A 13,001-nucleotide genomic window follows, 5' to 3' on the forward strand; every position below is an offset into this window, starting at 1 on the left:
TCAGAATTATATTTTCTCTAATCTTTAAAGTAGAAAAAAGAAGGAGGAATTGTACTGATGAACAAATTCACCTCAAAGTTATTAACTGGAACCCTCGTCCTTTCACTGGCTGGAGGAGGAATTGCACTCGCGTGTGATAGTGGTCAGATGAACAGCATGGAAGCAGGAGAATCTACATTTGGAGGCATTCCATTAGTAGAAGGCTCCAAAAATTTTAAGCATTTAAAAGAAGTTGCAGCGGTTCCACTAAAGGAGATTAAAGGCTCGCCCGCTACTACAGCGGATGTGTATGCGTATAAAGGCTTTGCCTATCTTGGTACGCATCGCGGTAAGATGACAAACGAAGGTGTTCGGATTTTTGACATGAAAGATCCTTCAAACCCTAAAGAAGTTGCAGTAATTGCAAATGATATTCCTGGTACTTGGCAGGAAAAAGTGATCGTTCAATCTGTCAGTACGCCATCCTTTAAAGGAGACCTTGCAGCTGTCAGCGTCCAGCGAGTGGACAAGGAACGATACGGATATGAAGGAGAGACATCTGAGAATGGCGGAGTTGTTCTTTATGATGTAACAGATCCTAAGAATCCTAAAAAGTTAGGATTCTGGAAGACACCTTCAGAACTTCCGACAGGTACCCATGAATTCTGGCTTACTGAACAAAACAATAGAGTATTAGTACTTGCGACTAATTACATGGCGCATCGTTATAAAGATAAAGGGGTTGATGTTCATGATTTTTCCATTGTGGATGTCACAGACCCGAGTAATCCAAAAGAACTCTCAAATTGGGATCCGACAGAAGTGGGCGACGGCTTTAATGGTGATTATCAATATCAAGATGAAAATGGTGCACAACGGACGGCGTTTTTACATAGCGTGATTGCTGACCAAACCGGCAAATATGCATACCTTTCTTATTGGGACCTCGGCACTGTTATCTTAAACATTGAAGATCCGGCAAATCCTAAGTTTGTTGGAAGAACAAAGTTTGAACGTCATGTTCAAGGTGCCGCCCATTCAGCAGCATTGGCGCATGGGGGCAACATCCTGATTGAAACAAGAGAAAACTTTAATCCTGATCCAAATGACCCGGCGTTTGAAAGAGGGTGGGGTTATGTACGGATTTACGATATTAAGGACAAAAGTAACCCTGTTTTATTAAGTACCTTCAGAACTTTGAACTCTATGGTCCAGATCAAAGCAGGTGAACGAAAGCCTGGTTCATATACAGTCCATGATCCGAAAGTAAGAGGCAACACACTTTATCTTTCTCATTATGCGGATGGTATTCGTATGGTAGATCTTACTGATCCGGCAAATCCTGTTGAGGTAGGCTCTTACGTATCGGATAAGGCGAACGTTTGGGGCGTTTTTGTAGACAGAAACTATATCCTAGCTTCTGATATGGGACAAGGTTTAAAAGTTCTTCAGAAAAATGCTGATTTCAACGCTAATAAAATGAACTTACAATCTGTACTCATGAAATAACTTAAGTAAAAAACCCCGCCAGATAAAAATCTGACGGGGTTTGTACTATATATTAATACTGTTCAAATCTGCGAGACCAGTCATCGTACTCGCGTTCAGCATCTTCTCTTGTTTTTCCGTGGCGTTCCTGAATCTTACCGATCATTTTTTCACGATCACCTTGCGCTTGATCGTAATCGTCATCGGTTAAATTGCCCCACTGTTTCTTAGCTTCGCCTTTGAGTTGTTTCCACTTGCCTTCCATTGTATCGTTTTTCATCTTTAATCATCCTCCATTCTAATATTTACTGGAATAAGAATCTTCATAACGATGAGCATTCGTAGAACGATACGTACGGAATGTATCGTTTACTTGTCTGTGACGATCAACTTCACTGGCATCAACAAGTACGAGAATATCACCGCCCTCGACGGCTTTTTCATACTCTTTCGCTTCTTTCTCAGGAATACCTAAGCCAACAAGTGCCCCTACGATTCCTCCAGCACCTGCGCCAACAGCAGCACCGCCTAGAGCAGCTGCGATTGGTCCAGCAGCTACAATCGGCCCGATTCCAGGAATAGCAAGTGCGCCTGCTCCAAGAAGCAATCCGCCTAAGCCACCAAGAACTCCGCCTGTAGCCATTCCAGTTGCAGCCCCTTGTGGAGCCTTTGTGCCAGTTTCTTCATGAATCTGTTTAACTTCCTTTTTATCCTTTGCAATTACCGAGATGTCATTTTCGTTATACCCTTGCGCTCTTAACTCTTTGATTGCATCAATTGCATCATCTTCTGTTCGGAAAACGCCTACTACTTTATTATGCTTATCCATTGACTTCCTCCTTTGTGAGATGATTACTACGTAGGTTTTGTTCCCAAAGACGGATGCAATGAAACGTTTTAGTACTTTTTTGAGTCGAAGTTACCATAAATTCTGCTATCAAATGTTAAATGAATTGTTGAAATGGTTATTTTTAACAAGATTTTGCGTATTGTCTTTATTTACATTTTATGGTTTGATGTCTATATTAAGGTAATTTTAAGATTTAACATATGTACAAAAAATTGTGAATTGGTGATTGAGAAATGGATATTTTTATTGGCAGACAGCCTATTTTAGATAGAGATGAGAATGTTGTGGCTTACGAACTTTTATATCGAAACAGTACAGCGAACAGGTATGAAGGCTTAGATCATGACAGTGCGACGGTAGATGTTATGGTTAACAGTTTTGCTGGAATCGGGATAAAGGAAGTCGGAGATCGCAAAAAGTGTTTTATCAATTTTACAGAGAATCTTTTATTAAATCGGGTTCCTACTTATATTTCACCAGAGTATATCGTTGTGGAAATCTTGGAAACTGTGAATCTGACACAGGAAATTTTAAACGTTTGCAAAGAACTGAAAAGCAAAGGCTATATCATTGCACTAGATGATGTAGCTTTTAAACGAAATCTTTCACCGCTTCTCCCGTACATTGATATCATTAAGATCGATTATTTAGCAATGAGCCGGGAAGATATTAAAGATATGGTTGAGACATATAAACATAAAGTAACTTTCCTTGCCGAGAAGATTGAGAGCAGGGAGGAGTATGAAGAAGCCAAAGCTATGGGGTTTGAGTACTTTCAAGGGTATTTCTTCAGTAAGCCGATCATTCTGCAAGGGAAAGATATTGATCCAATCCCTACAAATTATTTGCAGCTGTTGAATAAATTAAGTTCATCCGACCCGGATATTGATGAAATCAGCAGCATCATTCAGCAAGATTTATCCCTTTCTTATAAGCTGCTGAAGGTGATGAATTCAGGAACGTTTTTCTTTAAGAGTAAAGTAACCTCCATTAAGCAGGCTGTGGTGCTTCTAGGGCTTTTTGAGATCAAAAAATTGATTATGATCCTTATGATGTCCAGCATGAAAAAAGCAGACAATCAGACAGAACTTTTGAAAATGAGCTTAACAAGAGCTTCTTTCTTTGAGCGAACATCGCGTATTTTTGGATTAAACAAAAACCAGCTTTATATGTTCGGGATGTTTTCACTAATAGACACGATCCTTAACAAAAATATGAAAGATATCATCGAAGATCTTCCAATAACAAACGAGCTAGCGGCTGCTTTAATTGGTAGCAATGAAAAGTATAATCTGGCTCTATCAGCCGTAAAGTGTATTGAACATGGCGAGTGGGACGAATTACAAACGCTGTGCCGAGCACTTCAGTCTACGGATGCTGAATTGTTAAAGCATTATCAAGAAAGCACTTTATCCGCCGATCAATTTATTCATGCCCAAACGGAAAGTACAGTTCAATAATTTCAAAAGGGGACTTCCATTACTGGAAGTCCCTTATATATTACTTAAATAGACCAACTGCCCTTTGAGGATCTGCAGGTCCTTCATGGTCGAGTGCATCAAAAACAAAATGAAAAGCAAGTGGATCTTGAGCAATGTTCTGATGCTCAATCTGATCGTACGGATAATAATCCTGAATGGTGATATTCCTTACGCTCTCCGTCTCACCTTTTAAAAAGGCGGAGGTGAAAGGAACCACAACTTCATCATTGCGTGTTGTAACTACTGTGTATGATACATCACCTGGTGTTTCGTCGCCTTCATTCAACCTCATCAAAAAATCGGAGCCTGCGGCTTGCTGCTGGCACGCTGTGCAAGAAGCAAGATCTGCTCCTGTTGATGTAAGCTTCGTAAGCCCTGCAACACCTTCTGTTCCATGATTTGATGGTACAAGCCCGATCAAATCCTCTACCTTTTCAGCTCCACCTAGGTTTTTCATATAATACCGCGGCATCATTCCGCCTTGGCTATGTCCGACGATAGATACTTTTTGAGCGCCTGTTACGTTCAAAACGTTATCAATAAAAGTCTTAAGCTCAGCAGCTGATTCCTCAATAGGACCAGATGCAGGTACAGCACCGGTATAACCGTAATTTAAAGAATAAACACAATATCCTTTTTCCTTTAACAAGGGTGCTAGGTTAACAAAGTTTCTTTCCATCGTTTCAAATGTTCCAGGTACGAGAATAACGGGCTCTGGATGCTCGGCACTCGGCTTGCAGGAAGCATCATTGGCACCAGGAGGAGGAAGTCCTTCTTCTGTCAAGAATCCACCGGCAGATGATTCATTTGCTAAAGCGGATGTTTGCATGCTGCTGATTGTCAGGAATGAAACGAGTATTACGGTGAGAATCATACCAAACCACTTTGACATTACACATCCCTCATTTCTAATTTTGATAAAAAAAAGACACCGCAAATGCCCATCCATGGGATTTATGCGTGTCTCCAAATTCCTGCATAATCTAATAATTAACTTATATAACATTAAACTAGAGGATGTAAGCGTTGTCAACGGTAAAAAATTGGTTTTTGACGTAAAATACTAGATAACAATAAGAAATAAAGGAGGAGTATTTATGAAGTTATCGATCTTAGATCAATCACCCATTTCTTATGGTCATACTCCTCAACAGGCATTAAATGCCTCCATGGAATTGGCTAAAGCGGGTGAAAGACTGGGTTATGAAAGATATTGGATCGCAGAACATCATAACTTCTCAGGACTGACTTGTTCAGCTCCAGAAGTGATGCTAGGGGTGATCGGGGCCAGCACAAAATCAATAAGAATCGGTGCTGGTGCAGTTTTGCTGCCTCATTATAAACCATACCGAGTGGCGGAAACGTTTAACATGCTGGCTACTCTTTTCCCAGACCGGATCGACCTTGGAATCGGACGGGCTCCAGGAGGTTCTGCTGAAGCATCGATGGCTTTGTCAGATAACTATCTGGAACAAGTGCGTCGAATGCCCGCTTCTATTAAAGAACTTCTTCATTTTCTCTATAATGACTTTCCAGCGGATCACATGTTTTCTAAAGTCTCAGCTTCTCCTGTTCCGAAAAAATCTCCTGACCCTTGGATTTTGGGTACAAGCGAGAAGAGTGCTGTTTCAGCTGCCGAAAATGGTGTAGCTTACGCCTTTGGTCATTTTATGAGTGATAAGCCAGGACAACAATTATTAGAAACATATCGTGACCATTTCCAACCAGGAAGGATATTAAAAACATCCAAGTCGATTGTTGCAGTATCCGTTGTTTGTGCAGAAACAACGGAAAAAGCTAGCGAATTAGCTCTGCCAGTACTTTTTTGGAGAATGCAGAATCAACAAGGTGAAGGAGGTAAAGGAGTACCTTCCATTGAAGATGCAAAAAGTTACTGTTCTATGGAAAAGTGGTCAGAAATTATCAATGAATCAAAAGACAAGATGATTATTGGCACTCCTAATCATGTAAAGGAAGAACTTTTAAAACTGCAGGAACGGTATAACACCGATGAGATGATGATTGTTACGACTACACATCGCTATGAGGATAGAATTCGTTCTTATGAGTTGCTGGCAGAAGAAATGATTAATAAACCTAATTGAACATAGGCATTATTTTTTTAATCACATATGTATCTTGTTATACTATTATCGATTATTAAAATATAGTAGCTAATTTTTCGTTGCTTTATATATAAGGAGGACGCACATATGTCCAATCGCAAAAAGAGTATTAGTAATATTCCGCTTTCTGTTTTAGACTTGGCTCCGTTAGTCGAAGGTGGAACGGCATCAGAATCTTTTAAAAATACATTAGATCTAGCTCAGCATGCTGAGAAATGGGGCTACAATCGGTATTGGCTTGCTGAACATCATAATATGCCAGGGATTGCGAGTTCAGCTACATCTGTCGTAATCGGGTATGTGGCTGGAGGGACTACAAAGATTCGTGTAGGATCGGGCGGAATTATGCTGCCGAACCATGCACCGCTCGTCATCGCTGAACAATTTGGAACATTAGAGTCCATGTATCCAGGCCGTATTGACTTGGGGCTCGGACGTGCACCAGGAACCGATCAGCTGACAGCCCACGCTTTGCGACGGGAACTCAGCATGAGCGGGGACGAATTTCCGTTGCAGCTTGACGAATTGCGTACTTATTTGAAACCAGTGTTGGCAGAAGGCAGCATGAAAGTAAGAGCTATTCCAGGAGAAGGACTTAATATCCCAATCTGGCTTCTCGGTTCAAGTGGATTCAGTGCAAGACTTGCAGGGAGGCTCGGACTTCCTTTTGCGTTTGCTAGTCACTTTTCACCAGAAAATACATTGCCTGCACTAGAGCTTTACAGAAATACTTTCACTCCATCAGAAGTACTGGACGAACCTTACGCGATGGTTGGAGCGAATGTAGTAGCTGCGGATACGGATGAAGAAGCCAAATGGCTTGCAACTTCACTGCAGCAGCAGTTTTTGAATTTAATCCGAGGCAATCCAACGCAACTTAAACCGCCGATTGAAAGTATGGAAGAACTCTGGAGTCCATTCGAAAAAGCCACAATAGACAAGCAGCTCCGCACAACCTTTGTTGGGAAAGAAGAGTCAGTGAAGGAGAAATTACAAGCGTTTCTTGATGAAACGGAGGCAGATGAAATTATTATTAATAGCCAGATTTACGATCATCAAGCACGTCTTCGTTCGTTTGAATTATTATCAAGTGTTTTAAAAGAAAAGTAAAAGAAAAGCGTACTCCGTTATTTTATGGTGTACGCTTTTTTATGTTTTCTTATGCTTTTTGATAATTCAGATCCCATGAAATCCCAAAGGGGTCTTTCACTTTGCCATACTTTGCACCCCAGAAGGTATCTTGGAGCTCCATTAATACTGATCCGTTTTGGCTTAAATTATCATAAAGATTTTCAATTTCTTCTTCACTCTCAGCCTCTAGAACAAGTGAAATGTTATTTCCTTCTGTAATTTCATGGCCCGGAAAGCTATCAGAGACCATCAAGAAAAGATTTCCTTTTTTGAATTTTGCATGCATAACACGGTTATCTGCCTCCGGAGGAGTAGGAAAGTCAGCTTCTCCAAATGTTTGAATTTCTGTGATTTCTCCATTGAAAACGTCTTTGTAAAAATTCAAAGCGTCTTTTGCATTGCCGTTAAATGATAAATAAGGAACAGCTTGATTTTTCACCAGAAACACTCCTCTTGTGATCTATTCTTTTATTTCATGTTTATCTTACTATAACTACCAATCCAAAACAAGAACATTTGTTCGACAATTCTCTATTTTAGAAAGGAAATGAATAATAGTTATAGAACTTATAAGTGGATAATATTTTTGGAAAAAATGGAGGTCGTGAAAATGGATAAAACGGTACAACTGTATCAGTTTAATGGATGGGCAAATAAAAAGGTGTTCGAGCATTTAAAGACCCTTCCCTCAGAAATCTATCGTAAGGAAACCAAGAGTGTATTTCCATCGGTTTCAGCAGTGCTTGTACATATGTATCAAGTTGATTATGTCTGGCTTAAGGCTATGAACGGGGAAGATTTTCATGATATTGTAGCGACACTCGGGCAGATTACTGATGATTTACAGGGTGCAAGTCTAGACGAAATGGAAATAAAATTTAAAGAATTGAGCAGAAAATACGAGTCTTTTATTCAAAATCAAGAGGATATAACCTCACAAACAACGATTCATCATCCTCATTTTGGAACCCTTCATTCTAATTATGCTGATCTTATCCAGCATGTTGTTAATCATGGAACCTATCATCGCGGACATATCTCAGCTATATTAAACCAGCTGGGACACAAAGGCGCGTCAATTGATTACATTTTTTATTTATACTCGCTGCAGCACCAATAAAAAGGAAGTAGAGACCACTAGGAGGGTCTCTATTTTTATTTTTAAATCTTCCATTGACAATGAGAATCGTTCTCTATTATAATTGCTTTGGCAAATGAAAATGATTATCATTACATATCATAGGGGGATATACAAAATGTCAGTTAAATGGACTGCTTTAGCATTATCACTTTCAACAGCACTAATTTTTGCAGGGTGTTCAAATTCTGCAGATACCAATAAAGAAGAAACACAAAAGAAAGAGCAAACAGAAGAAAAAGTGGAGAACGAATCAGCTGAAAAAGAAGCTGCTTCTCCAGAGGCATCTGTTCAAGCTTACAAAGATGCAGTTGCTGAACTTGAAAAAGCAAAAGAAGGCAAAGAAGTAGATTTTGATAAAGTAACAAAAATATATGAAGAACAGCTTCAGGAACTTGTAAAACAGCGTGATGCGGAGTTTGATGAGCAGATTGATCCTGCGATTACAACTGCATTAGCAGCAGGTAAGAACAAAGAGATGGACGCTGTTGTTGTTAAACAATTGTTTGATAAACTGATGCAAAAGGAATTTTTCCAAACGATGCGCCATGAGTTCGCTGAAATTGATGAGCATTGGGGCGACAAAGAAGAAGTAATGGAAGAATATGAGGAAGCTCAAGCTTTTTATATGGCTGTACAAGGGACAGTGCAAAAGCGTGATGCTGCATACGGTACAAAAATGGAAGATGCGATCGCTGGCGGTTTCAGTGAAATGAAAGCTGCTATTGAAAAAGAAGATAAGCTTGCATTTGGTCTCGGCAAGCAAGTTGTAGATAAGACGTTAATGAAGACATTCTATTTAGCTGCTGGAGCGAAACCTCATGGTTATGCGACAAAGCTAGCTGAAGCTGCGAAAACTGATGCAGAAAAAGCAAAAGTGGAACAAGCTGAAGGATGGGCATTCTATCAATCTGTTTATCCATACTTGAAAAAGAATGCTCCAGAAGAAGCTGACGTTATTTTAAAACAATTTGATCTTGAAACTGATGTGAAATCAGTAGATCCTGAAGCGGTTAACAAAGCTTTTGTCCGCGGTTTTGCGAAAATTGCACTTCATGAATATGAAGAAAGTATGGAGAACTTCGGTAAAGAGAAAGGTTCTATCACTGCTATCGAAGGTGCATTGTTTATCAACATGATTGAAAGTGATCTAAATGAGATTCTTGGTGAAAAAGAAACAACAGAGTTAGCTGCCACAGCTCAAAGTTACTTAGAAGCAGCGAAAGCAAATAATAAAGAAGAGGCAGAAAAAATCATGCCTCAACTTGAAGAAACTCTAAATAAAGCAATAGAACAAGCAAAGTAAGTTTAACGATCGAACCTTGTCCTCATAGGACAAGGTTCTTTTTTTATGAATGTTTTGTGTATTTTAAGTCAAGATTAAACATTAATGCGAAGTTCGTATTGACAACGACACTGATAATCATTATCATTATCAATGGGTAAGGAGGAATTTATAATAATGAAGAAGATCATAGCCATAATGACACTAACACTGTTAACATTCTTTTCGTTACATAACACAGCTAACGCCTATTCTTACGGGGATCCGAATGAAGAAAAGATCGCTGAAGCTTACAAGAAGATGGTGGTTCAGCTTGATAAAAACCCTCCTAACTTCTCTGAGACTGAAAAAATCTATGACACTGTTAAAGAAGAAATTGACCAGCATATGGGTCCAGAACCTTCTAAACTGATCAAGGAAAACCTTGAGAAGGAAGAAAAAGAAGGATTGATTGAAAATATGCAGAAAATATTAGCACTGAATATTGACCGCCGTTTATCTGGCGTAGATAAGAATTTTGAAGACTATGAAACAAGTAAACGTTTGCTTGCAAAAGGGCACGCTACATACCAAGCGTTATCGCCTGTTGTATCTGAAAAAGACCCTGAAATGGATAAACAGATTAAAGCAGAGTTCGATAAAGCATTAGAAGCTTTAGGGAATCCGGGACTTTTTGGTGTCGGTAAAAAAGAAGCAGACAAAGAAGCTTTTAAACAGAGTAAAAAGATCATTATCGATGATCTGCAAAAAGAATTTGAAACAGAGAATTTTGAACTTGGTCATTTCAACGTGGGTCAAGAAGAAGAAAGCACTACTTCTGAAAAAACAGAATGGACCGATCTTTCAAACATAAAAAACTGGCTGCCGCTTATCGTTATTATTGCGATTATTGCTGGAGTCGTCATCTACGTTATTAGAAAGAGAAGATAGATAAGGTATAGGGGAGGGAACGACGTGCAATTACAAGCTTTTCTTATTACGTTTCGTGAAGTGTTGGAAGCATTACTAATAGTAGGAATCATCACGACATATTTAAAACGTACGGATAATAAAAAATTTGTTAAGTTTGTCTGGCTCGGAGCCGGAATGGCCGTTGCAGCAAGTTATCTGGTAGCTTTATTGTTTCAGGTTGTTTTCACAGGCTTCTCAGCTATGGGAACTGAAATGTACTTAAAGATCTCGATCATCTTTATCTCTTCACTTTTATTAACGCAGATGGTGTTCTGGATGGCAGAACACAGCAAGAATATTAAATCGAATGTTGAAGGTAAAATCAGCAAATATATCTCAACGGGAAGTATAATCGGAATGATTATTCACTCTTTCCTTGTCGTTATGAGAGAGGGTGTCGAGACAGTATTCTTCTTTGCAGCGATTACTGGTGGAAACATCGGAGCTGCATTAACAGGATGGGGAGCAATTTCCGGATTGCTTGCAGCCTCTGTAGTAAGCTACTTGTTCTTTAAAGGAACGATGCGCATTTCACTCAAAGCATTCTTTAGAACGACTGGTGCGTTCATCGTTCTTATCGCAGCTGGTTTAATGGTTCAAGGTGTATCGATGATGCAAGATTTAAAAATCTTAGGAAGTGTCGTTCCACACCTATATGATATAACTTGGTTCCTGCCGGAGCATCCAATCGATTATGCTCATTATCTGCGCGATCATGGAGTAGCACCGCTTCTCTCAGGAGACATCGGAATCTTCCTGAAAGCATTCTTAGGCTATTCTTCAATGCCGTCTATTGAGGAAGTTCTAGTTTATCTAGGCTATTTCGCTGTCATCTACATGCTGATCTTTATGAAGAAGCCAGCGCGTAAGATAGAAAAAGTAGAAAAGCCGAAACAAAATCAAAAACAAACGTGGAAGCAAACAGTCGCTTCAGCTAATGAATAAAAGTACAAGGCGGATGCCTTGTGCTTTTTCTTTACATTGGAAGAAAGTCGGAGGAAGGGATAGACAATGCTCAAAACAACCAAGCTATTATCTGTAATAATAATTCTATTAATTGTCTTTACCTTCGTCATTCGGTTTATGTTTAGTGTCACTTTTCCGAGTACGTGGGATCAGGTGGATTTCGTGTTAGCTCTGGATCGGTATGATCTCTTAGCCATGCAGCCGCATTTTCCCGGCTATCCCATTTTCATTTTTGGAGGGATGATCGTTCATTTATTTATAGAGAATCCCTCGTTGTCGCTTTCCGTTTTCAATGGAATTATAGCGGTTTCGGCTGCGATACCGATGTATTTATTAGCAAGAAAGTATGTTGATGGGGTCTCTGCTCTTATCGTTACACTTGCTCTGCAGTCTAGTGTTTATTTCATGATACTTGTCAGCCAGCCGATGTCTGAAGGTTCTGCAATTGGGGTTTTATGGTGGTTCCTATGGAGCTTAAACATAGGGCTGCACAATAATAAGATTCGTTATCAGCTTTTGCCTCTATTCCTATTTTCGATCTTGATGGGAATCAGGCTTTCGTATCTTCCATTTGGATTTGGTCTCTTATACTTATGGTGGTTTGATTATAAAAGAAACAAAGATTCAATACGTTTGATTTTATTTATATTCTTAGCTGTTTTATTTCAGATGATTTGGGTAGTTGCTCTCATCATGACTGAAGGGAGCCTGAACGGGTTTATTAAACTCTCCTTGGCTTTCGTTACGGGTCATTTCACATCATGGGGAGGAACCGTAGTTGATACACATGAACCGTTCTTCACAAGGCTTTACGAGCTTGTCATAAATAATATTATTTACGTAGGAATGTTTGCGAAGTCATTCATTATTCTTTTAGTTTTTGCGGGGATTTCAATTATCGCTTTGCTGAAAAATAAAACAGACGCAGCCGGGAATTTCCTGAAGAAACACTATGTGATGCTGACACTTTTATTGATGTATTTTTTATGGAATCTGTTTGCACAAAATATAGAAAAACCAAGACATTCTTACCCCATCACACTTATGCTCCTGTTTTTGTGGCTCGTGTACATTATTGGAAAACATACACTTTTAAAGTGGGCATGTATGGGTCTTACTGTTATGCAGCTCGTCATAGGTATTCCGATTCTTAAAGAACAGGCGGAGAAAAATCCGGCAGTTTACCAGACAGCAAACTATCTCACACAACAAGATGAAGAGATCGTTGTATACACTTGGGAAGAAACCCGAGTCTTTCAGTACTTGGATGTTCCTTTTGAACATAAGCGGTTTTACACGTACGATCTATTTTTACAGGACAAGAAATACAATAAAAATAAGAAGATATATGTCACGAATCATCTGATTGAAGGGTTTAAGGAACAGGGGATAGATGTTTCAGATCATCTTGAGGAAGTTAAAACGTTCAGATCAAATGAACTCTTTGATCCGGTTTATGATGAAATTACATTGTATCGGTGGATAGATAAATAAGGTTCTTTTTGTCGGATTGTTTTGTAAAGTGCATCGTTGAAAGTTGATTGGAGCGCAAGGTGCGAGACTCCTGGGGGATCAGCGGGACAGGTGAGACTCCTATCGGCGCAAA

At 39.4% G+C, this 13,001-nt stretch carries 13 protein-coding genes; 9 read left to right on the plus strand and 4 right to left on the minus strand.

All coding sequences use genetic code 11. From position 1 onward, the window contains the following. Positions 1–57: 57 nt before the first annotated feature. Positions 58–1,488 carry an LVIVD repeat-containing protein gene (locus EV282_RS03950; protein ID WP_130293958.1) on the plus strand — a complete coding sequence of 477 codons (1,431 nt, stop codon included), beginning with the start codon at positions 58–60 and terminating at the stop codon, positions 1,486–1,488. A gap of 52 nt (positions 1,489–1,540) precedes the next feature. Here EV282_RS03950 and EV282_RS03955 read toward each other — a convergent pair whose 3' ends face one another. Together EV282_RS03955 and EV282_RS03960 are read right to left on the minus strand one after the other, a co-directional pair. After that, a complete protein-coding gene (locus EV282_RS03955; RefSeq protein WP_130293960.1) occupies positions 1,541–1,747 on the minus strand; it encodes a CsbD family protein in 207 nt (68 codons plus the stop codon). Positions 1,748–1,765: 18 nt separating this feature from the next. Continuing rightward, positions 1,766–2,296, minus strand: coding sequence for a general stress protein (locus EV282_RS03960; RefSeq protein WP_130293962.1), 531 nt, complete (start codon positions 2,294–2,296; stop codon positions 1,766–1,768). A gap of 254 nt (positions 2,297–2,550) precedes the next feature. Here EV282_RS03960 and EV282_RS03965 point away from each other — a divergent pair, with 254 nt between their 5' ends. Then, positions 2,551–3,777 carry an EAL and HDOD domain-containing protein gene (locus EV282_RS03965; protein ID WP_130293964.1) on the plus strand — a complete coding sequence of 409 codons (1,227 nt, stop codon included), beginning with the start codon at positions 2,551–2,553 and terminating at the stop codon, positions 3,775–3,777. A gap of 40 nt (positions 3,778–3,817) precedes the next feature. Here the strand turns inward: EV282_RS03965 and EV282_RS03970 are convergent, their stop codons facing one another. Further along, on the minus strand, positions 3,818–4,690 hold the full coding sequence (locus tag EV282_RS03970) for an esterase/lipase family protein (protein ID WP_130293965.1): 873 nt from the start codon (positions 4,688–4,690) through the stop codon (positions 3,818–3,820). A 205-nt stretch (positions 4,691–4,895) separates the two neighbouring features. Here EV282_RS03970 and EV282_RS03975 point away from each other — a divergent pair, with 205 nt between their 5' ends. Both EV282_RS03975 and EV282_RS03980 read left to right on the plus strand, forming a co-directional pair. Beyond that, positions 4,896–5,903, plus strand: a complete 1,008-nt coding sequence (locus EV282_RS03975; RefSeq protein ID WP_130293967.1) for an LLM class flavin-dependent oxidoreductase — start codon at positions 4,896–4,898, stop codon at positions 5,901–5,903. Positions 5,904–6,011: 108 nt separating this feature from the next. Next, the gene (locus EV282_RS03980; RefSeq protein ID WP_130293969.1) at positions 6,012–7,034 is read left to right on the plus strand and encodes an LLM class flavin-dependent oxidoreductase; all 1,023 of its coding nucleotides are present in this window, start codon (positions 6,012–6,014) and stop codon (positions 7,032–7,034) included. Positions 7,035–7,083: 49 nt separating this feature from the next. Here the strand turns inward: EV282_RS03980 and EV282_RS03985 are convergent, their stop codons facing one another. Further along, positions 7,084–7,494, minus strand: a complete 411-nt coding sequence (locus EV282_RS03985; RefSeq protein WP_130293971.1) for a VOC family protein — start codon at positions 7,492–7,494, stop codon at positions 7,084–7,086. 171 nt (positions 7,495–7,665) lie between these two features. Between EV282_RS03985 and EV282_RS03990 the strand changes: the two genes are divergently transcribed. The 5 genes from EV282_RS03990 (at position 7,666) to EV282_RS04010 (ending at position 12,889) form a co-directional block, all read left to right on the plus strand. Then, a complete protein-coding gene (locus EV282_RS03990) occupies positions 7,666–8,175 on the plus strand; it encodes a DinB family protein (protein ID WP_130293973.1) in 510 nt (169 codons plus the stop codon). Between the two features lie 136 nt (positions 8,176–8,311). Next, positions 8,312–9,499 carry a hypothetical protein gene (locus EV282_RS03995; protein WP_130293975.1) on the plus strand — a complete coding sequence of 396 codons (1,188 nt, stop codon included), beginning with the start codon at positions 8,312–8,314 and terminating at the stop codon, positions 9,497–9,499. A 156-nt stretch (positions 9,500–9,655) separates the two neighbouring features. Beyond that, positions 9,656–10,408, plus strand: coding sequence for a hypothetical protein (locus EV282_RS04000; RefSeq protein WP_130293977.1), 753 nt, complete (start codon positions 9,656–9,658; stop codon positions 10,406–10,408). 24 nt (positions 10,409–10,432) lie between these two features. After that, complete coding sequence (locus EV282_RS04005; RefSeq protein WP_130293979.1) at positions 10,433–11,374, plus strand: FTR1 family iron permease; 942 nt, start codon at positions 10,433–10,435, stop codon at positions 11,372–11,374. Between the two features lie 66 nt (positions 11,375–11,440). Then, a complete protein-coding gene (locus tag EV282_RS04010) occupies positions 11,441–12,889 on the plus strand; it encodes a hypothetical protein (protein WP_130293981.1) in 1,449 nt (482 codons plus the stop codon). Positions 12,890–13,001 lie beyond the last annotated feature (112 nt).

The sequence above is a fragment of the Fictibacillus sp. BK138 genome (assembly GCF_004216955.1).
Lineage (GTDB): Bacteria > Bacillota > Bacilli > Bacillales > Fictibacillaceae > Fictibacillus.

Bases quoted from the DNA above. Each gene is read 5' to 3' on its own strand.
- EV282_RS03950 (WP_130293958.1), top strand. From the start codon at position 58: ATGAACAAATTCACCTCAAAGTTATTAACTGGAACCCTCGTCCTTTCA.
- EV282_RS03955 (WP_130293960.1), bottom strand. From the start codon at position 1,747: ATGAAAAACGATACAATGGAAGGCAAGTGGAAACAACTCAAAGGCGAA.
- EV282_RS03960 (WP_130293962.1), bottom strand. From the start codon at position 2,296: ATGGATAAGCATAATAAAGTAGTAGGCGTTTTCCGAACAGAAGATGAT.
- EV282_RS03965 (WP_130293964.1), top strand. From the start codon at position 2,551: ATGGATATTTTTATTGGCAGACAGCCTATTTTAGATAGAGATGAGAAT.
- EV282_RS03970 (WP_130293965.1), bottom strand. From the start codon at position 4,690: ATGTCAAAGTGGTTTGGTATGATTCTCACCGTAATACTCGTTTCATTC.
- EV282_RS03975 (WP_130293967.1), top strand. From the start codon at position 4,896: ATGAAGTTATCGATCTTAGATCAATCACCCATTTCTTATGGTCATACT.
- EV282_RS03980 (WP_130293969.1), top strand. From the start codon at position 6,012: ATGTCCAATCGCAAAAAGAGTATTAGTAATATTCCGCTTTCTGTTTTA.
- EV282_RS03990 (WP_130293973.1), top strand. From the start codon at position 7,666: ATGGATAAAACGGTACAACTGTATCAGTTTAATGGATGGGCAAATAAA.
- EV282_RS03995 (WP_130293975.1), top strand. From the start codon at position 8,312: ATGTCAGTTAAATGGACTGCTTTAGCATTATCACTTTCAACAGCACTA.
- EV282_RS04000 (WP_130293977.1), top strand. From the start codon at position 9,656: ATGAAGAAGATCATAGCCATAATGACACTAACACTGTTAACATTCTTT.
- EV282_RS04010 (WP_130293981.1), top strand. From the start codon at position 11,441: ATGCTCAAAACAACCAAGCTATTATCTGTAATAATAATTCTATTAATT.